Below are 26954 nucleotides of genomic sequence, written 5' to 3'. Positions count from 1 at the left end.
ACCGCGCTGCAGCTAGCGTTCGGAACAGGCTGGGTGACGTGGCGTCGCATGCCTGGTCCTGGATCCGGACGGTGCTTTCGCGGACCGCCCGGCAGTGGCGACGGTCGCTGCAGTTCCGCACGGTCGTCTCCACCCTGCTTCTCACCGCGGTGGCCTTCGCTGCCGTCGGCGCCTTCCTGTCCAACCAGATTGCGACCGGGTTGTACGAGGAACGATTCGAACAGTTCCGCGCCGAGTCCAGCAACGGGCTCAGCGAGGTCGCAGCAATTTTCAGCAGCGCCTCGACCACCGACAGCGAATCGACCCTCCGATTGGTGCAGGACACCCTGCCAAGCCTTGAGGGTGGCGGCGCCGATGCACCCAGGCGGTTCATCCTCGCCATAGTGCCCGATCAGACCACCGATATCTACGTTGCCCCGTTCGGGAGCGACAACCTGACCGAGTCGAGCGCCATCCCGGCGGCCATGGCCAACGCGGTGAGGTCGGGCGATGACCAATACTGGTCCGCCACGTCGATCGAGTCGACTTCAGGGGAGAGGGTGCCGGGGCTGGCGTTCGGCACCAAGGTGACCCTGCCGCCAGGGCAGACCGAATATGCGCTTTACCTGATCTACGACCTGTCCTCGATGCAGGCCACCCTTGACTACATTCACGGGGTGATCTGGATTGCTGGCATCGTCCTGTTGCTGATCATTGGGGCGATCGCCTGGTTCGTGACCCGGAGCCTGGTCGGGCCAGTCAGCCATGCTGCAGTGGTGTCCGAAAAGCTGGCGGCCGGCGAATTGCAGGAACGGATGGATGTGAAGGGCGAGGACGAGGTGGCGCGGCTTGGTGCGTCGTTCAACCATATGGCGGAGAGCCTTCAGGATCAGATCACCCAGCTCGCACAACTGTCGCAGATGCAGCAACGCTTCGTTTCGGACGTCTCCCACGAACTTCGTACCCCGTTGACCACGGTGCGGATGGCCGCCGAGGTGCTCCACGACGCGCGCGCCAATTTCGACCCGGTCAACCGCCGATCCGCCGAAATCCTGTACAACCAGGTGGAACGATTCCAGGCGCTGCTCGCCGATCTACTGGAAATCTCGCGGTTCGATGCCGGCGCCGCGGTGCTTGAAGCGGAATCCGTCGACATTTTCCAGGTGGTTCGGCACGTGATTGACGGCGCCCAGCCGTTAGCGGATGCGTGCGGCTCCGAGCTGAGCATTATCTCCCGCGAAACCGAATGCCTGGTCGAAGTGGATCCCCGCAGGATTGACCGGATTCTCAGGAATCTTGTGGTGAACGCGCTGGAGCATGGCGATGGGAAGCCTGTCTCGATCTATATTGCCTCGAATCCGGACGCCGTCGCCGTCGCAGTTCGTGACTACGGCATCGGCATGACTCCGCTTGAAGCGTCCCGGGTGTTCGATCGGTTTTGGCGGGCCGACCCGGCCCGGGCCCGAACCACCGGCGGGAGCGGCCTTGGATTGTCAATTGCCACCGAGGATGCCCATCTCCACGGAGCCTGGCTGCAGGCCTGGGGCTCCCCGGGTAAGGGCGCCTGTTTTCGGCTGACGCTTCCCAAGCTCAGGGAGTCCGTTCTCAAGGTCTCACCGTTGCCGCTGCCGCCAAGGATGGGCGGGCTGCCCGACCGTCCGTCGGTCGGAACATCCCCGGACTCGCTGCCGCAGCTAACCACACTGCCAAAGGAGTCCCACGATGCCCGCTAACAGGCGTCCGCTGAGCCGGTCACTGGCCCTTTTACTGTTGCCGATCGTGCTGGTGGTCAGCGGCTGCTCGTCCATACCTACCTCTGGTCCAGTGGGAGTCATCACCGCTGACACCGGGTCCGACACCACTGACCCACTGATTTTCAATCCACCCGGCCCCCGGCAGGATGCTGATCCGGAATCCCTCCTGAACTCCTTCGTGGACGCCGGCACGGGTGCCGCCGGCGACTACGAGATCGCACGGGACTACCTCACCGACGAGTTCGCCGCCCAATGGCGGCCAGAAGAGCGCATCATCATCTACGGAGCTGACCCGCAGATTTCTGCGTCACCGACTGACGGTGTCTACCAGATCCAGCTCGAAGTCGAGGGGACCATCAACGCCGAAGGTATCCGTACGGGGGCTCCTGCTACCACCACTGAAAGCCTCACCGCGAAGCTCGAGCAAAATGCCGACGGGCAGTGGCGTATCACCTCGATCCCCAACGGCATCATGATTTCTTCGAGCCAGGCTGAGCTGTTGCTTGAAACATACAGCCTGTACTTCTACAGCAGTTCCTTCGAACATTGGGTGCCCGACGTCAGGTGGTTCGTAAACCGGGCAGCCATTGCCACGAATATTGTGGAGGCGATGCTTGACGGTCCGGCTCCATACTTGCAGGGGTCGGTGACCAGCGCGTTCCCGGAAAGTACCACCCTCGGCGTCGAATCGGTGCCCATCGTGTCGGGGACGGCAACCGTCGAGTTGTCCCCCGATGTGTTGCAGGAAACCAGTGACCTGATCCGACAACAGATGCAGCAGCAACTCCGGGAGAACCTGGCCGGGTTGAACACGGTCAATTCGGTGCAGATGACTGTCGAAGGGCAGCCGGTGTACCTTGGCGACGAGGGCAATGTCCCCCACCCGAACCTGGTAATCCCAGTCGGCGATCCGGCTGTCGGCAACAAACAGATTGTCGTCTCCGGCAACGAGCTATTCCTGTACCAGACGGAAGAGACGGTTCCCATTGAAGGCGTCCCATCGGTGGCGGCACTGGATCCCCAGGACCCGGCAATGACCCTGTCCGGGGCGGACTTTGCGTTCCTCAACGGAAACCGGACACGGCTTTACACCACCGGGCAGGATCAGGAAATCATCACCGCTGCGACCGGACGAAGGCTGACTTCTCCCAGTTTCGACCCGAACAACTGGGTTTGGACGGCCAGCACCGGGCCTGAAGGCCTGGGATCGACGGTTACCGCGGTTCCTCCCGGCGGGTTGCAGGACAGCGCGGTGTCGGTGACGGCACCCTGGCTAGCTGATTCAGTGGTGCTGGAACTCAGGGTGTCGAGGGATGGGTCCCGGGCCCTGGTCGTGACCGAGCAGGAGGGGCTAAGCCGCGTTTTCCTTGCCGGGATCGTGCGCAGCAACGACCGCACCCCGCAGAGTCTTGGTACTCCGCGGGAGCTTTTCGCCAGCGGTCCGGTCAATACCGCGAAGTGGGTCAACGAGGACACCGTCATCGTCGCCGAGGCCTCCGCAGAGGAAGTGGTGACCCCTGAATTTCTTGGTCTTGACGGGACTGTCGATGCGCTGTCGTCCCTTGAGGGCATTCTGCACATCAGTGCGGGCACCGGGCCGACGGCCATCTTCGCCGGCACCTCGGAGGGGGTCCGGAACCGGGTTGGGGATACCTGGTCGAACGAGCCGGTGGAAGGTGTCCAGGATCCGGCGTTCCCGGGCTGAGCTCTGCACACGGGCGCCGATCTGCCCAGGCTCGGCGACTGATTTTGTCCACACTCGGCTACGAAGGCGACGTCGGGGACTGGCCGAGGTGGCAAAGTCAGGGCATGAACGGATTCCGATCCGCGCCGCTGTGGAGGGGCGTCGCCGGCCGCCTCGATGCGGTCCGGATGAGGCCGGACGTGCAGGGCTTCACCGGTGCCATCGTGGGCTTCTGGTCGCTCCTGTTCCCTACCGAGTGTGCTGTATGCGGGCGCCTCTTGATCCCACTTTGCCCCGAGTGTCTCACCGCAATCCGCAAAGCGACGGTCCGCCCCCTCAGGGTTGAACGAGGTGCGCCCGCCTTGCCTCAGGTGCCGGGGCGCATGGAGTCAGCCACAGGTTTCGGTGACCCACTGCCGGTCACAGCAGGAGGCCATTACCGGTCCGCACTCGCGCGGTTGGTGCTTGCCTACAAAAACCATCACCGCACCGATGTGGGCAGACCCCTGCAAACGGCGCTCGCTGGAGCGCTGCACTCGGCCGTGGAGGGGCTCCGCCATGGCGGTGAAACGGCACAGATTCTTCTGGTGCCGGTGCCTGCAAAAGGAGCGTCGCTGCGCCGCCGCGGGTACGATCCTCTCGGCCTGCTCCTTGACGGGCTGGTTCGAAGAGGTGAGCTGCCCGCAGGCTGCCGGCCCGCCAGGTTGGTGGGGTACCGGGGCATAACCGTCCGACTGGGGTCAGCGCTCGCTGGCCGAGGTGGGCAGCAGCAGCAAAAGGGTCTCGGATCGGCCCAGCGACGCGCCAATGTCCGCCTCACCATGACCCTGCGGCGGGGCCAGCATCTGGTCCCCGGGGCGGTGTGCCTGGTGGTTGATGATGTGCTGACCACCGGGGCGACGATTGCCGAAGTGACGCGGGTTCTGCGGTTGGCCGGAGGGGAGGTGGCCGGGGCGGTAGTGGTTGCCGCCACCGAGCCGCCGTCGCGTGCCGAAGGAATGTAACGAACAAAATTTGCGGAAAAAAACAACCGCCGAAGGATGAATATCAGGGGTGGGTGAACTAACGTGAGGTATGGGTATCTCGAGGACAATTAGATATCCGTCGACAGCGGCTGGAAGCACGACTCCCCGGCCGCTGTTGTGTCACCTAAGGGATTTTGGAGGACACCATGGAGTTTTTGATCAGTGGTCGAAATCTGGCAGTTTCGGACCGTTTTCGTGAGTACGCCGAGGACAAGATCGACAAGATCGAGCAGCTTGGCGACAAGGTGCAGCGGCTAGAGGCGAAAGTTACCAAGGAGCCCAGCGCCCGTAATGCGGATAGCGCGCTCACCGTCGAACTTACCGTCCTGGCGAAGGGCCCCGTGATCCGGGCCGAGGCATCAGCAGCCGACAAATTTGCAGCCTTCGACCTTGCCTACAGCAAACTGCTGGAGAGACTACGCCGTGCCAGAGACCGGCGGAAGGTCCACCACGGCCGCCATACCCCCATGGCCGTTCGTGAAGCCACAGCTGATCTTGAACCCGCCAGCACCACAGCCCCTTTGTACCTCGAAGTGCAGTCCACCCAGGCCCCGCAGGAAGCCCAGGACAGCGTCGTCGACAGCTACGAGATCGAGAATGACATCCCGGCCGGCGACTCGCCGGTACTGATCCGCCGGAAGGTCTTCTCCGGCACTCCAATGACACTCGAGGATGCAGTCGACAACATGGAACTGGTGGGGCATGACTTCTACCTCTTCGTCGACTCGGCAACCGGTGCACCCTCAGTTGCCTACCGCCGGCAGGGCTGGACCTACGGCGTCATCACCCTCGACGCTCGGTGCGCTGAGGGAACTGAAGATCCGCGCGAGGAACTCCTTGCCTACCGGGCACGGGAAGCGGCGGCCTCGGCGTCGGCCTGAGCCGGCAGGGGAGAGGACCCCAGTAAGGTCAAAGAGTGACCACAGTCCTCTCCCTGTCCCAAGCCCGACGCATCGCGCTTGAGGCACAGGGACTGGCACGGGTAAGGCCCGTCGGCCCCGCTACGGCGAGGCAGGTGGGCCTTGCCTTTGCCCGGCTGCAGCTGCTGCAGATCGATTCGGTCAATGTCCTCATTCGCAGTCACTACCTTCCCCTGTTTGCCCGGCTGGGTCAGTACGACCGCGACCAGCTCGATCGGCTAGCCAGCACACACCCCCGCCGGATGGTTGAATACTGGGCGCACGAAACCAGCTTCATCAGACCCACGCTCTTTCCCTACCTTCGTCCGTTGCAGGAGCGCCGGTGGGTTGGGGCTCATTCAGTGCCCGAGGGGCTGAGGGAATCGCTTCGTTCCCGCATTCGCGACGTCCTCGCAGTCAGCAGTCCTCTAACCGCTCCACAACTGCAACAACGGTTGGGACATATTGAGACTCGGGCCACGGACCAGTGGGGCTGGAACTGGAATTCGGTGAAACGGGTCCTGGAGGACATGTTCGAACGGGGTCAGGTTTCTTCGGCCGGGCGTAGCGCGTCATTCGAGCGCAAATATGCACTTACGGAGCGGGTCTTCCCGGACCCCGGCGCGGCGTTGGCAATCGTCCACCGAACCGAGGCCCACCTCCACCTGACCGAGCTATCGGCCCGCGCGCTCGGGGTCGGGACGTTGAAATGTTTTGCCGACTATTTCCGGCTCCCGCTGAAACCGACAGCGGGTGCCATCGAATCGTTGATTGCCAGTGGAATCCTCAAGCCCGTCACCATCACAGGGTGGAACAGGCCAGCCTTCCGCCATGTGAACTCGGTATTGCCACGGAAAGCCGAGGGAAGGGCGTTGCTCAGCCCCTTCGATTCGATGGTGTTCGAACGCCGGAGACTCTCGGAACTGTTCGGATTCCATTACCGGATTGAGATCTACACTCCCGCTTCCGCGCGACGATACGGCTACTACGTGTTGCCGTTCCTATTACGTGAAGCGATGGTAGCGCGGGTGGATCTCAAGGCCGACCGGGCTGCGGGAAAGCTTCTGGTGCGCGGCAGCCATAGCGAGTCCGGCGCGCCAGCAGATACCGTCGTCGAACTGGCGGCCGAGCTACGGCTCATGGCCACCTGGCTTGGGCTCGATGACGTAGTCGTCGAGCCCAATGGTGATCTGGCCGAGGCCCTGAAACTGGCAGTTTCCCACGAATAGCACCCTCTGGCGGCACCAGTTCGACAGGATAAGTCGTCTCTCCCGTAGACTGAACAGGCCAGATTTCGGCGCACCTAGATTGGGAGCAAATACCAGTGCCATCACTTCTTGAACGAGTCCTCCGCACCGGCGATAAGAAGACACTGAAGAAACTCCGAAATTATGCTGACGCCATTAACGTCCTGGAGGACGAGTTTCGCGAGATGAGCGACGACGACCTCCGGGGGGAGGCCGACAAGCTCAAGCAGCGTTATGCCGACGGTGAGACACTCGACGCACTACTGCCCGAAGCGTTCGCGGCCGTCCGTGAGGCATCGGCGCGCACGCTGAAGCTGCGGCAGTTCGACGTACAGCTGATGGGCGGTGCGGCCCTGCACCTGGGCAATATCGCCGAGATGAAGACCGGTGAAGGTAAGACGCTGGTCGCGGTGGCCCCCGCCTTCCTGAACGCGCTCACTGGCAAGGGCGTTCACATTGTCACCACCAACGACTATCTCGCCGAGTACCAGTCCGAGCTGATGGGACGTGTCTTCCGGTTCCTCGGGATGACCAGCGGTTGCATCCTTTCCAAGCAGGATCCCGCGACCCGCCGCGAGCAGTACAACGCCGACGTCACTTACGGCACGAACAACGAATTCGGGTTCGACTATCTGCGCGACAACATGGCGTGGAGTGCGTCCGAACTGGTGCAGCGCGGCCACAACTTCGCCATCGTCGATGAGGTTGACTCAATCCTGATCGATGAGGCGCGTACCCCGCTGATCATTTCGGGACAGGCCTCCGGGGACGTCAACAGGTGGTACACCGAGTTCTCCAAGGTGGTCAAGAAGCTCACCAAGGACACCGATTATGAGGTCGATGAGAAGAAGCGCACGGTCGGAGTGCTCGAAGACGGTATCGAAAAGGTCGAGGACTACCTCGGAATCCAGAACCTCTACGAATCGGCCAACACCCCGCTGATCGGGTTCCTGAACAACGCCATTAAAGCCAAGGAGTTGTTCAAGAAGGACAAGGACTATGTGGTCCTCAACGGTGAGGTCATGATCGTCGACGAGCATACCGGCCGTATTCTCGCGGGGCGGCGCTATAACGAGGGCATGCACCAGGCCATCGAGGCCAAGGAGGGTGTGGAGATCAAAGCCGAGAATCAGACCCTCGCCACGGTCACCCTGCAGAACTATTTCCGGCTTTACGGAAAACTCGCGGGGATGACCGGTACAGCCGAAACTGAGGCCGCCGAGTTCATGGCCACGTACAAGCTTGGGGTCGTGCCCATCCCCACCAATCGGCCCATGGTGCGTGCCGACCTGTCGGACCTGATCTACAAGAATGAGATTGCCAAGTTTGACGCCGTCGTCAAGGACATCGTCGAACGCCATGAGACTGGTCAGCCGGTCCTGGTGGGTACCACGAGCGTGGAGAAAAGCGAGTATCTTTCGAAGCAGCTCGCGAAAGCTGGCATCCGGCACGAGGTGCTGAACGCCAAGAACCACTCGCGTGAAGCCTCGATTGTGGCCCAGGCCGGCCGTAAGGGGGCCGTTACGGTGGCGACGAACATGGCCGGTCGTGGCACCGACATCATGCTCGGCGGCAACGCCGAGTTCAACGCCATCGCCGAACTGGAGAAGCGGGGGCTGAGCCCGGCGGAAAACCCCGACGAGTATGAGAACCAGTGGCCCGACGCGCTGATCGCCGCTCGGGACTCGGTCGAGGCAGAGCACAACGAGGTCCGGGAACTAGGTGGCCTGTATGTGCTCGGCACGGAGCGCCACGAGTCGCGTCGTATCGACAACCAGCTCCGCGGTCGCTCCGGACGCCAGGGCGATCCCGGGCGGTCGCGTTTCTACCTGTCGCTGACCGATGACCTGATGCGGCTGTTCAACTCCGGTGCAGCCGAACGAATCATGAATTCGTCAACCATGCCCGACGACGTCGCCCTGGAGTCCAAACTGGTCTCCAAAGCAATCGAGAGCGCTCAGGGACAGGTGGAGGGACGGAACGCCGAGCAGCGCAAGAACGTCCTGAAGTACGACGACGTCCTCAATCGTCAGCGCGAAGCCATCTACGGGGACCGGCGCCGCATCCTCGAGGGCGGTGACCTGCATGAAAAGGTCAGTTTCTTCCTGGAAGACGTCGTGACAGCGATGGTTGACGAAGCAACAGCCCAGGGACACGGCGATGACTGGGACTACGAGCAGCTGTGGACCAACCTCCGTACGCTCTACCCGATCAGCCTCACCATTGACGAGGTACTTGACGAAGCTGGCGGCCCGTCCAAGGTCACCCGGGATTTTCTTCACGCCGAAATTCTGTCGGACGCGAAGGTCGCCTACCAGGCCCGCGAAGAGGCCCTCGGGGAGCAGACCATGCGCGAACTGGAACGCCGGGTGGTCCTTTCGGTTATCGGTCGGAAATGGCAGGAACACCTGTATGAGATGGACTATCTCAAGGAAGGCATCGGACTGCGGGCGATGGCCCAGCGCGATCCGCTGGTCGAGTACCAGCGTGAAGGGTTCATCCTGTTCCAGGCGATGATGGAAGCGATCCGGGAGGAAAGCACCGGTTTCCTGTTCAACCTGGACGTTGAGGTAGCTGCTCCCGCGCCCACCGGGCTCCCGGGAGTGGCTGATGGTCGGGGCCTGGTGCAGGGCCCAACCATCAAAGCAGCTGGCCTCGACGCCCCGGAAAGGCCAGCAACCCTGAACTTCTCGGCGCCGAACGCGCAGGGCGAGGTCGAAACGCGGGTGGAGCGGCGCTCCGGTACGGCGAAGACGGCCGAAGCCAATGGCGGTAACCGGGCCGAAGCCCGTGCGGCTTCGAAGCGCAAAAAGAAGTAGCACCTAGCCGATCTCGAGGGCAGTCACCCTCCAGTGCCCGCGTCGTCGCTCCAGTCTGAGAGCGACGGCGCGGGCTCTGTGGTTTTCACAGGCAACCGCGGACGCTTCGTAGACGGTTTCAGTGATGCGACAGATCCGCACGGAGCGCACCGAAACATTCCGGTGCAGCAGATGGTCGGGGCGCCCAGTGGATGCGCCCCGGTTGAGGCTACGGACCAGATTGGCGCGAAGTTGGAGACGTTCGTAGCTGGGCGGATCCAGCCATTCGGCCAGCTGCTGTAGTGGCCGGGAGCCACCGAGGACTTCGAGGGATGCCTGCACCACTGAACGGGTGATGCGTTGTACCTGGGTTGCTGCAGCGAGCTCCTCAATGGTTGGTGTGGGGGCAGAGACCTGGCGATCGGGACCGGATCCGGTGAGTGAATCGGAGGTCGGGTCGGGGGCCAGGGGAGGACGGACTGGTTGGGTCTGGGTTAACATGATGCTCCTGGCGTGGCTACCGCGCGGTGGGAGGGACCCGGAGCAACTGGCCGGGAATGAGTAGATGGGGATCGTCGCCGATCACTCCACGATTCTCGAGATGCCATCGCGGCCAAGCGTCGGCAATCTCGACATCTGTGGCGAACGGTCCGAGGTGGGCCGCAGCGATAGTCCACAGCGAATCACCGGGGCGAACGGTGATCACCGGAAGGCCGGAATCCGTGCCCGCTGGTGCTGCGGCCCGAGTCTGGCCCCGCAGCAACGGGAGGCCGTCGACGGGTGCCGGGAGAGGTTTCCACTGTGGTCTGACGGTGGGCGGTTCATCCCGCCGCGGCTCCGCACCGGATGTAAGTACCGAATCGCCCGGGGCAGACGCGATCGGCGCAGTGAGTAGGCGACCTGGAAGTTCTCCGCCCAGCGCCGCTGGTACTCCGCTGAGAACGTGCAGACCCATCATGGCGGCGGCAAGCCTTCGCATGAAGCCAGGGGTGAAAAGCCCAGCCACCCTTGCAGCCTTTCGGAAGCCCGCTCCTATCAGCAGCTCACTCAGAAGGGCGAGAGCCAGCGTGACGACCCACCACCCAACCACCAGCACCCCAGCGCTGGCCGCTGCCAGGCCGAGCAGCCCTTCAATTCGCTGGTACCCGGTGAGCGGTCCGGCGTTGGCGAGAATCACTTGACCGCACGCGTAAAGCCCCACCCCCAGCAGGGGGATGCTCGCTGCAACAGCTTTTTCGCTGAAAGTTTTCACCTTTTCTCCTGAACGCTGGGCTACCCTCAGTAGGTTGTTTGTTGTTGTTTGATGCTGTTTAGTCTTATTTAAATCTGCATAGGTAGTTTGTACACCTTAATGTTGTTCGGTGTCTATCCTTGACCCGGCTTGCAGGGAGTCCTAGGCTGGCCCGGTGCGGTGGGAATCCTTGTTCCAGGACCTTGAGGCCCAGTTCGCTGCGGCCCGCTTGATCGCCGTGGAGGGCGAAATTACCGAGCGGTCTCGACTGGAATTTGCGGCTCTTACGGCGATGGACCGCCTCCGGGGACAGCAGGGTGTCACCCTGCGAATTCGGACTCCCAGCGGAGCCTTGTTCAGTGGCATCGTCCGGCAGGTCGGATCTGAATGGCTAGTATTGGCGACCGGATCCGGCGCCGCGATGATTCCAGCCATCGCGCTGAGTACCGTCGAGGGTATGGGCAGACAGGCCGTCGCCGAGCCCTCCGTGGTGGCTACGAGGCTGGGATTAGGCTCTGTCTACCGGGCCTTCGCCAGGGACCGAACCCTGCTCACGCTGCAGCTTGCTATTGGTGGGGTTCGGTTAGACGGCACTATTGACCGGGTGGGGAAGGACTTCCTTGAGCTCGCAACGGTGCCGCTCGGGGAACAGCGGCGCAAGGGCAGCGTCGCGGGTGTGGTCCTGATTCCGTTCAGTAACGTTGAGGCGGTGCTGTCCCGCCCCTGATAGCACTAGTGAGTGCTATCTTCCCGGGCGTGGCCGAAAGAGCTCTCCCGCACCGCGGCGGCCGACTTTTGATAGGCGCGGGCGATGAATTCTTCGAGGATGTGAGACTCCACCCGCCACTGACCGCGGCCACCGATCTGGATGGCCGGTAGCTCCCCGGACCGGACCAGGGCGTACGTCTGAGACGACGAAATGTTCAGCACCTCACCAACATCAGCGAGGGTTAGGAACCTCTTCTCGGCCACGTCTTCCGCCTTTCGTCCCATGTTTCGCAGGACCTTTGCACCTTCGATACCGCTGACTTCCAATCTTGCCATCACCGCCCGCGATTTCACCGGATTATCCACAGTTTGGAAGCATTTGGCTCCAAAGGATTTATTTTGCGGCAGTCGTCCACGAGAATTGCTGGATCAGGTCAAAAATATCCGGGGGCTGGACGGTTGGGCGGCCGGAGTCTGTAGGAGGCCATCGTGAGCCTATTGGCAGTTACCCCGGAACGAGATGAGCCCCCGGTCCGGTTGAGGAAGCCGTCGTGGAAGGATCCGCGGCTCCTGGTAGGCGTCCTGCTTGTGCTGGCGTCCATCGCCGCTGTTACCGCCGTGGTGAGCAGCGCCGATCAAACCACCGGCGTCTACGCGGCCCGCTCGGATATACCAGTGGGTGCGGTGGTAACCTCCGCCGACCTGACAGTTGTTGCGGTGCGGTTGGATGATCTCCAGCTGGCCTATCTCGGGGTCGATGAGGGGGTCCCCGAAGATGCAGTTGCCACCCACTTGCTGCGGGCGGGTGAGTTGGTGCCGCGGGCCGCCCTGGGCGCCGCCGATGAGCTGGACCGCAAACCAGTGGGCCTGACCATTGACGATCCGCTGCCGGCCGGAACCGCCACCGGGTCACGGGTCGATGTCTGGGTGTCGCTTGAGGGGGAGGGGGGCACCTGGGAACCCCCTACCCAGTTACTGGAAGCTGCTGAAATCTCGGAGTTGACGGTGTCCGAGTCAGCGCTCGGCGGGGGAACCGGATCAACCCTGGTTCATGTTCTCGTAGGCGACGAGACGCTACCCGAGCTGCTGGCCGCACTGCTGAACGAGGCGCGAATTGCCATCGTCCTCAACCCTGGCGGCTCGCCGTGAATCTTCCCGTGGTTACTGGCGGGAGCGCTGCCCGGGAGTGTGTCACCGGGTTGGAGAACCTGCGGGGCCCGGTCACGGTGGTCCGTTGGTGCAATAACCTCGCGGAGGTCATCGCGGTATGCCAGACCGGGCTTGCGCGCGCAGTCATCCTGTCGGCGGACGCCGGGGAGCTGACCTCTTCACTGATCGATCGGTTCGATAACGCAGACGTCGTCGTCGTCGCCCTGGCTGACGACGACGACAGCCGGAGCCGCCTCGAAGCGCTGGGCATTCGCCACACAACAAGCGATGTCGCTGCCGTCACCCTCGCATCAATAATTGAAGCAGCCGTGGAGGCTGCCGGTGATCAGCAGCGTGGCTCCCGCAGCCTGCAGGCCGGTGGGATGTCCTACACCGATCCCACGCCTGCGCTCGATTCCGACGTCGATCCCGAGGGCTCCCCCACGGCGGAGGTGACGGCTACCGGCACCGGGCAGATTTTCGCGGTCTGGGGGCCGGCGGGGTCGCCCGGCCGCACCACGGTGGCAGTGAATCTTGCGGCCGAGCTCGCGGCTGACGGACGGTCGGTGTTGCTGATCGATGCGGATACCTATGGAGCCAGCGTTGCTGCATCCCTGGGCCTCCTCGACGAATCTGCAGGAATTGCGCAGGCCTGCCGGCTCGCGGATCAGGGGTCGCTTGACCGGGCAGGGCTACGCCGGGCCATCACGGTGGTAGCAGTGCGGGGCTCTCGGCTTGGCGTCCTGACGGGCGTTACCCGGGCCGACCGCTGGACCGAACTGCGGCCGGCGGCGCTGGCCCGGGTGCTTGAGCTCGCTCGCGAAGTTGCCGATGTGACGGTTATCGATTGCGGGTTCTGCCTTGAAACTGATGAGGAGTTGAGTTTCGACACCGTCGCACCCCGCCGGAATGCGGCCACGCTCTGTTGCCTGGAAACGGCAGACACGATCTTCGCCGTGGGCGCGGCAGACGCCGTCGGGCTGCCACGCCTGGTCCGCGCGCTCGCGGACCTGACAGCTTCCGTGCCGGGAACTGTCCCACGGGTGGTCCTGAACAAGGTTCGGGCGGCCGCCGTCGGCCGGGGACCGGAGCGTCAGCTCCGCGAAGCCTGGGACCGGTTTGGTCCAGCCCAGCAGGTGGAAGCCTTCCTGCCAGCGGACTTCACCACGGTCGACGCTGCGCTTCTGGGAGGTTCAGTATTGCTGGAATCTGCACCCCGATCACCCTTACGCCAAGGGATCGCAGCGCTTGCCGGTGTACCGATTGAACAACTGCGGCGCTGGCCATTTGGAGCAGGCCACAACGAAGTGAAGTTTTCCCGCAACGGCGTTAGGCTCATGGGTAACGGGCCGCAACGGAGCGGCCTTTAATATTCGTTTTATGGAGGCGTTTTCATGTCGTCTGGATCCAGCATGACGGACCAGCCAAGTTCCGACACTTCTACCGGAGAGTTCATCAGTCACTACTATGAACATCTCGCTGAAGAGGACGCCAAGGCACACACAGCTGAAGCGCTCAAAGAGCGCGCCCTGCGACACCGTGGCCTCGCCGAAAACCGCCAGGTTGGTGAAGCGGCGGTAGACATCTTCGACCAGTCCGACGCCAGCGTCATCATGATCGTGACCGATGACATGCCGTTCCTGGTTGACTCGGTGGCCGCCGAGCTGGTGCGCCATCAGGTGGCCATCCGGCTCGTCATGCACCCCACCTTCATCGCCACCCGGGACCGGGCAAGTGCTGCGCTGCACAAATTGCAGCGGGTACCGTCCTCGGCAGGTGTGTCCAGCGGTGATACAGCAGCTCTGCCCAACGTCTCACACTTGATCGCCGACGGCGACGTTGCAGCCCACATCGAGTCATGGATTGCCGTCGAAGTAGGCCGGATCCTCGACGACAACCGTCGCCAGAAAATCATTGCCGGGCTGACCAACGTTCTCGGCGATGTACGCGCAGCGGTAGAAGACTGGCCCGCCATGCGGAGCAAGGTCCGCGAGATCGCCGCGTCCCTCGACTCCGTTCCAGGTGGCGCCGACATCCCCGACCTTGACCAGGCCCGGGAGTTGCTTACCTGGCTGGATGCCGGAAACTTCACCTTCCTGGGGTTCAAGGAATATGACCTCCTGACCGACGACGACGGCCAGGACGTTCTGCGGATCGCAGACGGGAACGGACTGGGGCTGTTGAGGCACCCCGTCGGCGGACGTCAGGTCCAGCAACTTACCAGCGCCGGCAAAGCCAAGGCCAGGGAGAAGCGAGCCCTGGTCATCACCAAGGCGAACTCCCGCTCGACGGTCCACCGTGCCGCCTACCTCGACTACATTGGCGTCAAACGATTCGATGCGCAGGGGAACGTCAATGGCGAACGCCGGTTCATCGGACTCTTCGCGACCAGTGCGTACACCGGCTCGGTGCGCGGCGTGCCGATTGTGCGTGACAAAGTCAATGCTGTCCTGTTGCAGTGCGGCTTCCCACCCGACTCGCATTCGGGCAAGGATCTCCTGTCCATTCTCGAGACCTACCCGCGCGACGAGCTTTTCCAGATCGAGGTCCAGGACCTGATCACGACGGCGATGGGGATCCTGAAGCTCCAGGAACGTCGCCGTACACGGCTCTTTCTGCGACCAGATATTTACGGCCGATTCATGTCGGCACTGGTCTTCCTGCCACGTGACCGGTACACCACCGGGGTGCGCCTGCGGATTGAGCAAGAACTGCGACAGACTTTCAAAGCCGAATCCATCGACTACGAGGCGCGGATCAGCGAATCTGCCCTTGCGCGGCTGTTCTTCCGTATCAGGCTGCCGCGGGGCGTTGAGGTTGCACCGGTGGAACCGGCAGCGCTTGAGCAGCGGCTGGTGGGCGCCGCCCGGTCCTGGTCCGAAGGTATCGATGAGGTGGTCCGTGGACGGTTCGACCGGCGGACTGCCGAGGACGTCTCGGGTTTGTGGGCTGAAGCTTTTCCGGCCAGCTACCGGGTCGACTACGAGGTGGAGGACGCCCTTCAGGACATCGAACGTTTTGAACGGTGCGAGAAGAACTCCCCAGCCGCGCCGGTCATGCACGTGTATGTCCCCGAGGGAGCAGGCGAACGACTGGAGGAGGACGCCCGACTAAAGCTCTACCTGACGGAGCCCAAAAGCCTGAGTCAGATCCTTCCGTTCCTCCATAACCTCGGACTCGAGGTGCTGGATGAACGCCCATTCGAGGTTGAGCGCTCCGACGGCAAGGAATTCTTCCTGTATGACCTGGGCCTGAAGTACCCGGCGGGCATTGACCCTGTTCGCACCGGCCGGCTGCTCGAGGAATCGTTCGCCGCAGCTGTGGCCGGGTCTTCCGAGTCTGACCCGTTCGACCGGCTGGTCCTTCGCGAAAACCTCCACTGGCGCCAGGTGGTGATCCTGCGCAGCTATGCCAAGTACATGCGGCAGATGGGCAACACCAACTCCTACGGTTTTGTCGCGGACACCCTGCTCGCCAACGCAGCGGTCAGCCGCGCACTGGTGATGCTCTTCGAAGCCCGGTTCGACCCCGACCTCAGCGAAGCCGAACGGGAGTCACTCACCGACAGTGCGCGGGCCACCCTGGAGTCCGGGCTGGAACAGGTTCCCACGCTCGACGCCGACCGGGTCCTGCGCACCTTCGGAAACCTGATCGGCGCAACCCTGAGAACCAATTACTTCCAGGACAAGCGCCACGTCAGTTTCAAGTTCGACACCTCGGCCATCGACGGGGCACCCCACCCTCGGCCGAAGTTCGAAATCTGGGTGTACTCACCGCAGGTCGAAGGTGTCCATCTGCGGTTCGGCAAGGTCGCCCGCGGAGGGTTGCGCTGGTCTGACCGTCGCGAGGATTTCCGGACCGAGGTGCTCGGTCTGGTGAAGGCGCAGACGGTCAAGAACGCGGTGATCGTTCCGACTGGCGCCAAGGGTGGTTTCTTCGCGAAGCAGCTTCCCAATCCTGCGGTGGATCGTGCTGCCTGGCTGGCTGAAGGACAGGCAAGCTACCGCACTTTCATCCGGGCATTGCTCGATATCACCGATAACCTGGTGACAGGCGACGACGGCGAAACCGTCGTCCCTCCGCCCCGCGTGGTGAGGCATGACAGCGACGACAGCTACCTGGTGGTGGCAGCTGATAAGGGCACAGCCGCGTTCTCCGATATCGCCAACGAGCTATCGGCCGAATATGGTTTCTGGTTAGGGGACGCCTTCGCCTCAGGCGGGTCGGTCGGCTACGACCACAAGCAGATGGGCATCACGGCCCGCGGCGCGTGGGAATCGGTGAAACGGCACTTCAGCGAGTTCGGCGTCGACACCCAGGCCGAAGAGTTTACGGTGGTGGGCGTCGGCGACATGAGCGGTGACGTCTTCGGTAATGGCATGCTGCTGTCCGAGCACATTCGGCTCGTTGCGGCGTTTGACCACCGGCACATCTTCCTCGACCCGACCCCAGACGCGGCAGCATCATTCGCCGAGCGGAGTCGGCTGTTTGACCTCCCACGGTCAAGCTGGGAGGACTACGACGCGGCACTGATCAGCGAGGGCGGTGGGATCTACCCACGGCAATCCAAGACTGTGCCCATCTCGGCCCAGGTACGTGCGGCTCTTGGGCTGGATGAGTCAGTAACCACGCTGAGCCCGCCAGAGCTGCTCCGTGCCATCCTCTGTGCGCCGGTGGATCTCCTGTACAACGGCGGCATTGGCACATACGTCAAGGCATCCAGCGAAACCCATGCAGAAGTCGGGGACAAGGCCAACGACGCGATCCGCGTCAATGGCAACCAGTTGCGTGCCCGGGTTGTGGGTGAGGGCGGAAACCTTGGGATGACCCAGTTGGGGCGCATCGAGGCTGCACTGGCTGGTGTGGTGCTCAACACCGACGCGATCGATAACTCGGCAGGCGTCGATTGCTCGGACCATGAGGTCAACATCAAGATCTTCGTTGACCGGATGGTCCGGACTGGTGCGCTACCCGCGGCGGAACGCGCTGAATTCCTGCACTCGATGACTGACGAGGTAGGACGGCTGGTCCTGAAAGACAACATCGACCAGAACGTTCTGCTCCTGAACGATCGGCAGCGTGTTCTGGAATGGAGCCCCAGCTTTGAACGCCTCATGGATTGGCTGGAGACGAACGCGGACCTGAACCGGGAACTTGAAGCGCTGCCCACCACGCAGGAACTGCGGACCCGCGTGGAGAGCGGACAGGGGCTTACCTCACCCGAGCTGTCGGTGCTGGCAGCCTACGTCAAGATTGAACTGACCAAGGCCCTCACCAATAGCGATCTGGCCGACGACCCGTGGTTCGGCAGCACTCTGAGGGAGTACTTCCCCAAACAGCTGGCAGAGCGCTTCGACAGCCAGCTCGATACTCACCCGCTGCGGCGCGAGATTATCTCGACGGTGATCGCCAACGACATGATCAACCTGGGCGGTATCACGTTCGCTTTCCGGGTGATGGAGGAGACCTCGGTATCAGGGCCGGTGATTGCCCGGGCGTTCGTTGCGCTGCGCGAAATCTACGACCTCGATGCTTTGGTGGACGCGCTGGGCGAACTTCCGGCGAGTTTCCCGACCGAACGATGGGCAGCCGTGCATCTGGACATGCGTCGGCTACTCGACCGGGCCGTCAGATGGTTCGTCAACAATGTCGGGCAGGGCACGTCAGTGGCCGACGACATCGAGACATTCAAGCCGCTGATGGACCCGCTGCGTACCCATCTTGTTGACTACGTGCGTGGGAGGGACAAGGAGCGGGTCAACGAGTGGTTTGCCCGCGCAGAAGAGTGGGGTTTGCCGGACGATATTGCCCGGCACTGGGCCGAACAGTTCGAGTCTTTCGGTCTGCTCGATGTCGCCCTGATCACCCAGCAAATCGACGAACCAGTCGAACGCATTGCCCAGGTCTACTACGCCGTCTACGACAGGTTTGCTGTCGACAACCTGTTGGAGCGGATTACCACCCTTCCGCGCAGGGACAGGTGGCAGGCACTGGCCAGGGCAGCATTACGGGACGATCTGTACTCGGCGATTGCCGATATGACCGTCTCGGTGATGAAGGCTTCGTCGAGCATGGAGGGGGCAGAAGCAGGGGATCGGCTCGTCGCCTGGGAACAGCAGAACGCCGAAATGCTTGAGCGCGCCCGTCACATGTTCGCCGAGATCAACCGCCTCGAACGCGACGACATGGCGTCGCTGTCGGTTGCGCTCCGGTTGCTCCGGTCGATCGTCCGACGGTAGGGCCGGGAAGCTCGTGGCAATATTCACTGATCCGATCCGTGAGTACGCGCATTTCGGACCAGGCGATGCGGAATGGTTGCATCTTCTGGTCGGGGATTGGCAGATGGTTGCTGATCTAGCCTTCGCCGACCTTGCGCTCTGGTTTCCCCTGGACGACGGTGGGTACGTAGCGTTGGCCCATGTAAGGCCGTCCACCTCCCACACCGTCTTTCACACGGACTTCGTGGGGGAGCGGATCCGGGCCGATCTGCTTCCGCTGGTCGACAAAGCGTGGATGAGCCAAAAGATGGAACGGTCCGGGGATACGAACTGGACCACCGAAATGGCTATGCGGGTCGAAGCGGTGCCGATGGTGCGGAACGGTCGGACCCTCGCGGTGGTCACCACACATATGGACCTCTCCAGTTCCCGAATGCCGTCGCGGCTTGAACTGACTTACCGCCAATGCGCTCACGATCTCCTCCGGATGGGCACGCTCGGACTGTGGCCGGATTTCGCAACCCCCACCGGTTCCCGGCGCGGGGCCCCACGCGTTGGCGATGGTTTGATTCGGCTGGACGTCGAAGGAGTTATTCAGTATGCGAGCCCGAACGGCGTCTCGGCATTCAGGAGGCTCGGCGATGTTGAGACACTGGAAGGCAGGTCTTTAGCGGAGATAGTCACCTCGCTTCTCACCGACCGGCGCATGGTCGATGAAACCCTCCCGCTGGTGGTTACTGGCAGGATGCCCTGGCGGACGGAAATCGAATCACGTGGTGTGAGCCTGTCGCTGCGGGCCATTCCCCTGCGCGACGAGAAGGACCGGTTCGGCGCCTTGGTGCTGTGTCGGGATGTCTCTGAGCTGCGCCGCAGGGAGATGGAGCTGGTTTCCAAAGACGCCACCATCCGGGAAATCCACCACCGGGTGAAGAACAACCTGCAGACCGTTGCCGCATTGCTGCGGATGCAATCCCGGCGCATGGTGAGCGACGAAGCCAAGCAGGGGCTGGAGCAGGCGATGCGCCGGGTAGGGACTATCGCCCTGGTGCACGAGACCCTTTCGCAGGGACTATCCCAGAGCGTCGACTTCGACGAGCTGATCGCACGGCAATTCCGGCTGTCGGCTGAAGTAGCGTCCCCCGCCCACGTAGTGCGTACCGAACGCGCCGGGTCATTCGGCGAACTGCCCAGTGATTTCGCCACGCCGTTGGCCCTGGTGATCAATGAACTGGTCACCAATGCGGTGGAGCATGGGCTCGCGGAACGAACCGGTACGGTGTGGCTTCTCGCCAATCGACGGACGGGCAGCGACGGCGACGAAATTCTGAACGTCACGGTCGCCGACGACGGGATCGGCCTGCCCTACGAAAACCACAAGGAGGGCCTTGGCCTTCAAATCGTCAGGACCTTGGTCACCAGCGAGTTGGATGGCACCATCGAGTGGGCGCCACGGGAGGGCGGCGGGACAGCCGTGTCTATTGAGCTGGGATTGCATGACAACCGCTCATGACAGCAGTCGCTCATAGCAGCAGTCAGCCCATCACAGCGGTGATTCTCCACAGCATTGATTTTCCACAGCATTAGGTAATAGGAACGGATCGCCACCCCGGGGGTGGCGATCCGTTCCTATTACCTAATGCTGGTCAGCGTTCGTGGCCCCGACGGCAGTTAGGACGCGCGACGAGCCCGGGCGGCGCGACGTTTGAGAGCGCGGCGCTCATCTTCACTCAGTCCACCCCAAACACCGGCATCCTGTCCCGATTCGATAGCCCACTGAAGGCAGGTGTCAACCACCTGACAACGACGGCAAACGCTTTTGGCTTCTTCGATCTGAAGAAGGGCAGGCCCAGTATTTCCGACCGGGAAGAACAGCTCCGGGTCCTTGTCCAGACATGCAGCGCGGCTACGCCAATCCATGTACGATCACTTTCTCCTTCGGCGATCCGTGTTTGTGAAAACATTCACGAATGGCCACATAGTAAAGGGGCCAGTACGGCCCCCGGTTGCTTCTTCCTCAAGGCTGCCACGTTAAATCGAAGCAAACAAGAGGAAACAAGCGGTAAATTGTGCAATGTGGTGAGTTATACATCACAGCCATTAGCAGCTGGCACGGAAATCAATGCGTCGCTTTGATTCGACTATGTCGGGTGGCCGCCTCCGTGTCAAGACCTCGGATGCTCGGCAGGATCATCATGACTAGGCTTGAGAAACCACAAGCCTCGACGGCTGGACCAAAGAATTAGGGTGCAGAAATCGTCATGGCGATTGACTAGATGATATGGATACGTTTATGCAGAAATTGCAGCTAAAACGAACGACTTTCCCTCGGGTGACACGCTGATGGCGGGCGCAACTGGCGAGGCAACACCCGAACCTCTTCCCGCCGGTGCTCGTCCGGCCGGAGCTAAAGTTATTGCTGCGATTCTGTTGGTGGAGGCGCTCGGACTGCTCGCCGCCGCTGGATGGTACCTGTACGGGCTCCTCACCAGCACACCCACCTCGCTCGGCGGGGCAGTCTTCACCATGGTATTCCTCGTGGTGCTCGCGATCTGGCTACTTGCGGTCAGCTACAACCTCCTCCGCGGGTACCGCTGGACTAGATCCGCTGCGCTGGTGTTCCAACTCTTCATGATCGTGATCGCCATACCCACGCTGTCAGCCGGCGTCGTGATTGTGGGTGTGGCCCTGTTGCTACCGGCGGCGGCCGTCGTGCTGCTCCTGTTCACCAAACCAGTTGTCGCCCACACCACGCGTACGGCAGACAGCCCCAAGGTCCTTTAACCAGGGGGGGAGCGCAACCTGGACCTCAAGTGGGTCACCGTGGCCCAGCTGAAACCCACGCCCCGGGGTGGGGCAATCATCACAGTCCAGTCGTACGCCGAAAAAATCTCCATCAGATGGTTGACGGGGGGAAAGGACCATTCCCGCCCGTGTCGATCGTGCCTGGGCTGCCAACGGGATTCTGGTGACCGCAGGGCCGTTCAGGGCCGTAAGAATGAGCCGATAGCCCGCCGCGACCAGCACAGCGAGATGGCGGTGCGTCTCGGGTGCGAGCCGATCGGCGTCATCAATCAGGAGAAGAGCATCGGATGGCTCATCACCGGCACGGTGGGCCAGGGCCAGGTCCCTCCAGAAGGAGTCCGGCTCGGCCTGCGAGCCCGGGCCCAGACATACCGTGCCGGTGGGTACCGACGCCGCGATGCGCTGGAGGAGGGTGGTGCGCCCTGAACCTGCGCTGCCCAGGACAAGGAACACCGAACCCCTCGTCGGCTCAAGGTAAACCACTCCCAGCTCGTCGCCGCCGACGCCGATTGGTACGCGCAGCGGACCCCCAACCGGGGCCCTGAACAGGTCGCCGGACGCGCGGATTACCGAGGGAATGGGCAGCACCCGGAAGGGCTGCGTCGTCGGCTGTGGCCCGGTGGCAGGGTTGACGGCGGGTCCGGTTATTCGTCCGAGGGCCACCTGTCCCAGGGCGCCCGCTGTGGTCCCGATCGGCCCCTGAGCCAGGCAGCGCCCTGGTAGATCTTCCGTCGGCGAATGGGCTGGCCACGTCAGAATCGTTTCTCGGCCCGCGCCCAGAGGAAAATACAATCGATTGGGAATTTGAGTAAAAAACTGGGAAGTTGTCAGCTCACGTCCGCCGGCAGCCACCAGGGTGATGCCAGCAGCGAGACCGTCCCGGGCAATGTCCTGCAGAAGTCCTTCGGCCCAAGCCCACCGACTGTTTCGGAGCGCTCCCGCCCAGCGACCCCACCCGGAAATCACCACAACCAGCTCAGGGTTGGGGGGAGTGCCGTCGTCGGACCCGGGGGAACGCGAAAGCCGGGTGATGACCTGCTCGGATATCAGCTTCAGAACGCGTGCAGCTCGCTTGAGCTCCTGCGGGCCGACATGCGCGCCTACCTGGGGCGCCGGGGCCGCCCACCCGAGTCTCCCATCGCCGTCCAGAAGATACAGGTGATGATCCGGTACCCGGTGCACCAGCTGATCCACGAGGTGTACCAGGGCATCGGTGGTCCCGCCAGGCGGGTAGCCGACCAATGCGAGATGTGATTGCTCAACAGGGGACCACAGGAGTTGACGTTGGGACTGCTGCTCCGGTAGATCGAGCAACCCCAACGGGACGGTGCCCGGGGGGCTGGGCGGGTCGGGAAGTGGTGGCACTATTGCGGGTAGCTCTGGCAGGACCGGATAGTGCAGCGGAGCGCCCGGTTTCATGGCCGTGGCAGCAGCCAGCACAGTCACCAGCCGTGTGGCCAGCTCGGGAGCTATGGGTGTGGGAATCACCGTCCGCTGGCCCTGCACCGGGGTGGGGCTTGCGGCCTCTGGCTGCCGGAGGTAGCTGGCCAGGGCGACAACTCCAGCGCCGGTCGCACCCTCGTTTCCGGGCGCTCCTGTTGATGCAGTCTGAAATTCGATCGGGTTCCCGGACCCCACTTTTAGAAGGGCTCGTCCCGGTGCATCCACTGGGATGGCGGCTGCCGCCGTGGATCCGATGAGATCGTGAGACTCAAGCGCTGATCCGACCCGGAGCGCCATGGTGGCGGTCACGTTGGCCCTGATATCCGGCGATAGGGCACCTTGAGGGCGTTGGGTTGCCATGATCAGGTGAATGCCCAGCGACCGCCCGAGGGTGGCAACGCGCATCAAATCCCCCATCGCACCGGGAACATCTTCCACGAGCATTCGAAACTCATCGATGACCAGAACCAGGCGGGGGAGCACTGGTCTGTCGGGGTCCGGCCACTCGCGGATATCACCGACGAGATATCGTGCGAAGAGTTGCTCCCGTCGCCTGATCTCTGCCAGCAAGGACTTGAGGGCCCGCGCTACTGCAGCCGCCGACAGATCGGTCAGCAGGCCCACGGCATGCGGCAGGTCGGAGAGTATCCGCAGCGCGGCACCACCCTTGAAGTCAATGAAGAGAAAGTTCACGTCGCTGGGACTGTGGTGGAGCGCAATGGAAAGAACCAGGGATCTGAGGAGTTCTGATTTTCCCGACCCCGTAGTCCCCGCAATGAGCAAGTGTGGTCCGTCCGAGACCAGGTCAAAGATCAGTGCGCCCGCAGCGCTGGGGCCAATCGGCGCGGCGAGGCCCGGCTCGGGCCTGGCCCAGGTGCGGATCACCTGCTCAGGTGCGGTTGGTACGAGAAGGGCGAGGCTGGTCCGGCTAAACGGGATTGGGAACTCTTGGCCGATACCAGCCACTGCCGCAGGACAATCAGCGAACCCCCGGATCGCCCGCGCGCGGGCAAGCCTGCCGAACGACCGGTTACCCACCAGGTCCGGGCGGAAACTGCTCGGATATCCTTTGGCCAGCAGGTCGGCTTGACCGCCGCGAAGATCAATGCGCATCCCAGACCGGTCCGGCCCCGGGGGTAACTCCTCCCCAGGGCCGACCCCAAACCTGAAAATCGCAGCCAACCGTCCCCTCGGCGGATTCCAGAGGGCACTCGATCCGAACAACAACACCGGTACCGGGAATTCGGCCCGGGAAAGTTCGGCGAGCGCCGTGTCCGTATCAGCCAGCACAATCCCAGGAAGAAAGCGTGCGTCCACCGGCAGTTCAACGTCGGTTCCAACACAGATCGCGGCACCGGGCGAATGGCTTAGCTGAAGCAGCAGAGATCGAGCCAGTCCCAGCAGGTGGAGTCCGGACCCCGAAATGCTGATCTCCGGCACAGGAAATACTGTTCCATTCGAAGCTAGTTCAATAACCACCGGAACATCAGTCAAAAGCGGAGGAGCCCAAAATCCGCCTGCCGGCTTGACCACCAGGTTCGCGTGCTGGGTCCCCTCCCCAATCCTGACGAAAACCGGGATTCCGTCCATTCCGCGGCGTACTGCCTGATCGGGATAGGTTGATGCGACGGCCTGTAAGGCCAGCCAGCCGACGTCGCACACGGCCCGCCGTCGATCTCGGTCCTCCTCGGCTGCCCGGGCTAGGGCGGCAGCGAAACCACGGCGTGCACGGCGGCGCGCCACCAGCGGAGCCAAGCCGACCCCGGCCGACAACACGCTGAAGCCCAGAAAAAGCCACATCCCGGTGGTCAGGGCTAAACCGATTCCCAGAGCGAGCGGAACGAGGGCGGCAGCCACCATCGCCGGGTTTGCGGTGACAGAGCTCGGGCGCGCTACCTCGAGGGGCTCTGAAAGATGGGGAACCGGCTCGCCCGGCGGGGGCTGATCTACCAGTGAGAGACGGCAACGGCTACCCCCTAGTCTGATCCTGGATGTGACCGAGACAGTAGCTTCACTTACCAGCGAATCATCAACCCAGGTCCCATTGCCTGAGGAGACGTCCCGCAGCAGGACACGATTCCGTTCGACGGTCAGCAGCGCGTGGACCCGCGACACTTCAGGATCGTCAAGGACAATGTCAGTTCCCGAGCGTCCGACCGAGTACGTACCGCGGGTGAGTCCTACCAGCTGGCCAGCATCCGGCCCGGAACAAACGACAAAGACCAGGTGTGGCGGTAATGTTCCGCCCCGGGGCCGGTCCGGGCAGGGGACCGTGCCGCCTGCCACGACCACCGCCCCAGTCACCAGGGGTGCCACGCCGAGACTCAGATCCTCCAGCGACTGACCCGCGACGGTGCACGCACCAGTTTTGTACCCAGCGAACAGAGCATCTCGGAGCGCCAGGGTCGACCTAATCAGCGAGGTGTCAACGACCAGCTCAATCGTCCTGCCCTGTGGTGGCGCCGAAGGGCAGGGCGCCCAAACCAGTGTGAGGTGAAGCAGCATAGGCCCGGACCTTCGGCGGAATCCAACGATTTCTGTCACCGACGCTATCGGCCCAGGGCAGGCCGGGCGGCCTGACGAGGCGAAAAGTGGACAAACGCAGATCAGGCGTTTTTCCCTGTGTGCCTATAGGCTTGACTACTGGGTCCGGCTGGACATGTTCTTTACCTGCCACTAGAGAAGGTCATTGTTTCGTGAAGATTGCTGTTATTGCGCTTGGGAAAATCGGGCTTCCGCTCGCCGTGCAGTTCGCGTCCAAGGGCCACGAGGTGGTCGGCGTGGATGTGAACGCTCAGGTAGTTGGGTTGGTGAACCAGGCGGTTGAGCCGTTCCCGGGCGAAGCCCATTTGCAGGAGAAGCTTTCGGAGCTGGTTCCGGCGGGGAAGTTGCGGGCTACCACTGATTACGCGGATGCGGTGCCTGGTGCTGATGCTGTGGTGTTGGTGGTCCCGTTGTTCGTTGATGAGGATGCGAAGCCTGATTTCGGTTGGATGGATGCGGCGACGAATGAGCTGGCGAAGCATTTGACGCCTGGCACGTTGGTGTCGTTTGAGACGACTCTTCCGGTGGGTACGACCCGGACGCGGTGGAAGCCGATGCTTGAGGCTGGTTCAGGTTTGGTCGAGGGCGTGGATTTCCATTTGGTGTTCTCCCCAGAGCGGGTGCTGACTGGTCGGGTGTTCGAGGATTTGAGGAAGTACCCGAAGCTGGTGGGTGGGTTGTCCCCGGCCGGCGCGGCGACGGCTGTTGAGTTTTATGAGGCTGTCCTTGACTTTGATGACCGTCCCGATCTGCCTCGGGGGAATGGCGTCTGGGATTTGGGTTCCGCTGAAGCGTCGGAGCTGTCGAAGCTGGCTGAGACCACGTACCGGGATGTGAATATCGGGTTGGCCAATCAGTTTGCCCGGTTCGCGGCGACGACCGGGATTGATATTTATCAGGTGATCGATGCGTCGAACTCGCAGCCGTATAGCCACATCCATCAGCCAGGTATCGCGGTGGGCGGTCACTGCATTCCGGTGTATCCGCGGTTGTATCTGTGGAATGACCCTGACGCGACGGTGGTCCGTGCCGCGCGTGAGGCTAATGCTGGTATGCCGGATTACACGATTGGGCTTCTGGAGGGCGCGTATGGCGACCTTCAGGGTGCACGGGTGGTGGTGCTTGGCGCCGCGTACCGCGGTGAAGTGAAGGAGACAGCGTTTTCCGGGGTGTTCGCTGCCGTTGATGCGCTCAAGGCCCGTGGAGCTACCGCGTTGGTGCATGATCCGATGTACACGGATGAGGAACTTCAGCGTCTGGGTTTCGAGGCGTACCACCTGGGTGAGCCGATCGATGCCGCCGTGGTGCAGGCCAACCACAAGTCGTATGCGTCGTTGGGCCCGGCTGATCTTCCTGGGGTGAAGGCATTCATTGATGGGCGTCGGGTGAGTTCGGCTGAGCACTGGGACGGTGTGCTGTACCGGGTCATCGGCAAGGCCTGATCCTTTGCGACACGCGCTTCATAACGGAAGA

18 protein-coding genes are annotated in these 26954 nt (G+C 62.6%); 13 read left to right on the top strand and 5 right to left on the bottom strand.

Features of this window, described 5'->3' with window-relative positions:
* Window positions 1–38: 38 nt before the first annotated feature.
* From mtrB to secA, 6 genes are all read left to right on the top strand, one after another.
* A complete protein-coding gene (gene mtrB / locus ACX80T_RS12210) occupies window positions 39–1712 on the top strand; it encodes an MtrAB system histidine kinase MtrB (RefSeq protein WP_019481713.1) in 1674 nt (557 codons plus the stop codon).
* Complete coding sequence (locus ACX80T_RS12205; protein WP_459304554.1) at window positions 1702–3438, top strand: LpqB family beta-propeller domain-containing protein; 1737 nt, start codon at window positions 1702–1704, stop codon at window positions 3436–3438. Before mtrB ends, ACX80T_RS12205 begins: the two co-directional genes overlap by 11 nt.
* Before the next feature lie 104 nt (window positions 3439–3542).
* The gene (locus ACX80T_RS12200) at window positions 3543–4421 is read left to right on the top strand and encodes a ComF family protein (RefSeq protein ID WP_459304552.1); all 879 of its coding nucleotides are present in this window, start codon (window positions 3543–3545) and stop codon (window positions 4419–4421) included.
* A 167-nt stretch (window positions 4422–4588) separates the two neighbouring features.
* On the top strand, window positions 4589–5323 hold the full coding sequence (hpf, locus tag ACX80T_RS12195) for a ribosome hibernation-promoting factor, HPF/YfiA family (protein WP_459304551.1): 735 nt from the start codon (window positions 4589–4591) through the stop codon (window positions 5321–5323).
* Between the two features lie 35 nt (window positions 5324–5358).
* Window positions 5359–6570 (top strand): winged helix-turn-helix domain-containing protein, encoded by a 1212-nt coding sequence (locus ACX80T_RS12190; RefSeq protein ID WP_459304550.1) that lies wholly within the window; start codon window positions 5359–5361, stop codon window positions 6568–6570.
* 95 nt (window positions 6571–6665) lie between these two features.
* The gene (secA, locus tag ACX80T_RS12185; protein WP_459304549.1) at window positions 6666–9407 is read left to right on the top strand and encodes a preprotein translocase subunit SecA; all 2742 of its coding nucleotides are present in this window, start codon (window positions 6666–6668) and stop codon (window positions 9405–9407) included.
* A gap of 3 nt (window positions 9408–9410) precedes the next feature.
* Here the strand turns inward: secA and ACX80T_RS12180 are convergent, their stop codons facing one another.
* Window positions 9411–9887: an Rv3235 family protein gene (locus ACX80T_RS12180; protein ID WP_459304548.1), complete on the bottom strand. Its 477-nt coding sequence runs from the start codon at window positions 9885–9887 to the stop codon at window positions 9411–9413.
* A gap of 16 nt (window positions 9888–9903) precedes the next feature.
* Window positions 9904–10638: a LysM peptidoglycan-binding domain-containing protein gene (locus ACX80T_RS12175; protein ID WP_459304547.1), complete on the bottom strand. Its 735-nt coding sequence runs from the start codon at window positions 10636–10638 to the stop codon at window positions 9904–9906.
* Between the two features lie 154 nt (window positions 10639–10792).
* Between ACX80T_RS12175 and ACX80T_RS12170 the strand changes: the two genes are divergently transcribed.
* Complete coding sequence (locus ACX80T_RS12170; RefSeq protein WP_019481721.1) at window positions 10793–11344, top strand: hypothetical protein; 552 nt, start codon at window positions 10793–10795, stop codon at window positions 11342–11344.
* Between the two features lie 5 nt (window positions 11345–11349).
* On the opposite strand, the gene ACX80T_RS12165 is transcribed toward ACX80T_RS12170, so the two are convergent.
* A complete protein-coding gene (locus ACX80T_RS12165) occupies window positions 11350–11589 on the bottom strand; it encodes a helix-turn-helix domain-containing protein (RefSeq protein WP_024476745.1) in 240 nt (79 codons plus the stop codon).
* 225 nt (window positions 11590–11814) lie between these two features.
* Here ACX80T_RS12165 and ACX80T_RS12160 point away from each other — a divergent pair, with 225 nt between their 5' ends.
* The 4 genes from ACX80T_RS12160 to ACX80T_RS12145 are packed head-to-tail and all read left to right on the top strand — an operon-like array spanning window position 11815 to window position 20202.
* Window positions 11815–12474 carry a hypothetical protein gene (locus ACX80T_RS12160; protein WP_459304546.1) on the top strand — a complete coding sequence of 220 codons (660 nt, stop codon included), beginning with the start codon at window positions 11815–11817 and terminating at the stop codon, window positions 12472–12474.
* On the top strand, window positions 12471–13844 hold the full coding sequence (locus ACX80T_RS12155) for an AAA family ATPase (protein ID WP_459304545.1): 1374 nt from the start codon (window positions 12471–12473) through the stop codon (window positions 13842–13844). The genes ACX80T_RS12160 and ACX80T_RS12155 overlap by 4 nt, the downstream gene beginning before the upstream one ends.
* A gap of 24 nt (window positions 13845–13868) precedes the next feature.
* Window positions 13869–18713 carry an NAD-glutamate dehydrogenase gene (locus ACX80T_RS12150; protein ID WP_459304544.1) on the top strand — a complete coding sequence of 1615 codons (4845 nt, stop codon included), beginning with the start codon at window positions 13869–13871 and terminating at the stop codon, window positions 18711–18713.
* A 13-nt stretch (window positions 18714–18726) separates the two neighbouring features.
* Window positions 18727–20202: a sensor histidine kinase gene (locus ACX80T_RS12145; protein ID WP_019481726.1), complete on the top strand. Its 1476-nt coding sequence runs from the start codon at window positions 18727–18729 to the stop codon at window positions 20200–20202.
* Window positions 20203–20360: 158 nt separating this feature from the next.
* Here the strand turns inward: ACX80T_RS12145 and ACX80T_RS12140 are convergent, their stop codons facing one another.
* The gene (locus ACX80T_RS12140; protein ID WP_019483052.1) at window positions 20361–20609 is read right to left on the bottom strand and encodes a WhiB family transcriptional regulator; all 249 of its coding nucleotides are present in this window, start codon (window positions 20607–20609) and stop codon (window positions 20361–20363) included.
* Window positions 20610–21032: 423 nt separating this feature from the next.
* Here ACX80T_RS12140 and ACX80T_RS12135 point away from each other — a divergent pair, with 423 nt between their 5' ends.
* On the top strand, window positions 21033–21473 hold the full coding sequence (locus tag ACX80T_RS12135; protein ID WP_024475680.1) for a membrane protein: 441 nt from the start codon (window positions 21033–21035) through the stop codon (window positions 21471–21473).
* On the opposite strand, the gene ACX80T_RS12130 is transcribed toward ACX80T_RS12135, so the two are convergent.
* Window positions 21384–25442 (bottom strand): FtsK/SpoIIIE domain-containing protein, encoded by a 4059-nt coding sequence (locus ACX80T_RS12130; protein WP_459304543.1) that lies wholly within the window; start codon window positions 25440–25442, stop codon window positions 21384–21386. The two genes, ACX80T_RS12135 and ACX80T_RS12130, sit on opposite strands and share 90 nt — an antisense overlap.
* Before the next feature lie 191 nt (window positions 25443–25633).
* On the opposite strand from ACX80T_RS12130, the gene ACX80T_RS12125 reads away from it, so the two are divergent.
* Window positions 25634–26923, top strand: a complete 1290-nt coding sequence (locus ACX80T_RS12125) for a nucleotide sugar dehydrogenase (protein WP_019483055.1) — start codon at window positions 25634–25636, stop codon at window positions 26921–26923.
* Window positions 26924–26954 lie beyond the last annotated feature (31 nt).

The sequence above is a fragment of the Arthrobacter sp. Sr33 genome (assembly GCF_054511195.1).
The sequence above is the reverse complement of the archived record's forward strand: the minus strand, read 5'-3'. Positions and strand labels throughout refer to the sequence as shown.

Excerpts from the sequence above, each read along its gene's own strand:
- ACX80T_RS12205 (WP_459304554.1), top strand. The coding sequence starts at position 1,702 with ATGCCCGCTAACAGGCGTCCGCTGAGCCGGTCACTGGCCCTTTTACTG.
- ACX80T_RS12200 (WP_459304552.1), top strand. The coding sequence starts at position 3,543 with ATGAACGGATTCCGATCCGCGCCGCTGTGGAGGGGCGTCGCCGGCCGC.
- hpf (WP_459304551.1), top strand. The coding sequence starts at position 4,589 with ATGGAGTTTTTGATCAGTGGTCGAAATCTGGCAGTTTCGGACCGTTTT.
- ACX80T_RS12180 (WP_459304548.1), bottom strand. The coding sequence starts at position 9,887 with ATGTTAACCCAGACCCAACCAGTCCGTCCTCCCCTGGCCCCCGACCCG.
- ACX80T_RS12150 (WP_459304544.1), top strand. The coding sequence starts at position 13,869 with ATGTCGTCTGGATCCAGCATGACGGACCAGCCAAGTTCCGACACTTCT.
- ACX80T_RS12140 (WP_019483052.1), bottom strand. The coding sequence starts at position 20,609 with ATGGATTGGCGTAGCCGCGCTGCATGTCTGGACAAGGACCCGGAGCTG.
- ACX80T_RS12135 (WP_024475680.1), top strand. The coding sequence starts at position 21,033 with ATGGCGGGCGCAACTGGCGAGGCAACACCCGAACCTCTTCCCGCCGGT.
- ACX80T_RS12130 (WP_459304543.1), bottom strand. The coding sequence starts at position 25,442 with ATGCTGCTTCACCTCACACTGGTTTGGGCGCCCTGCCCTTCGGCGCCA.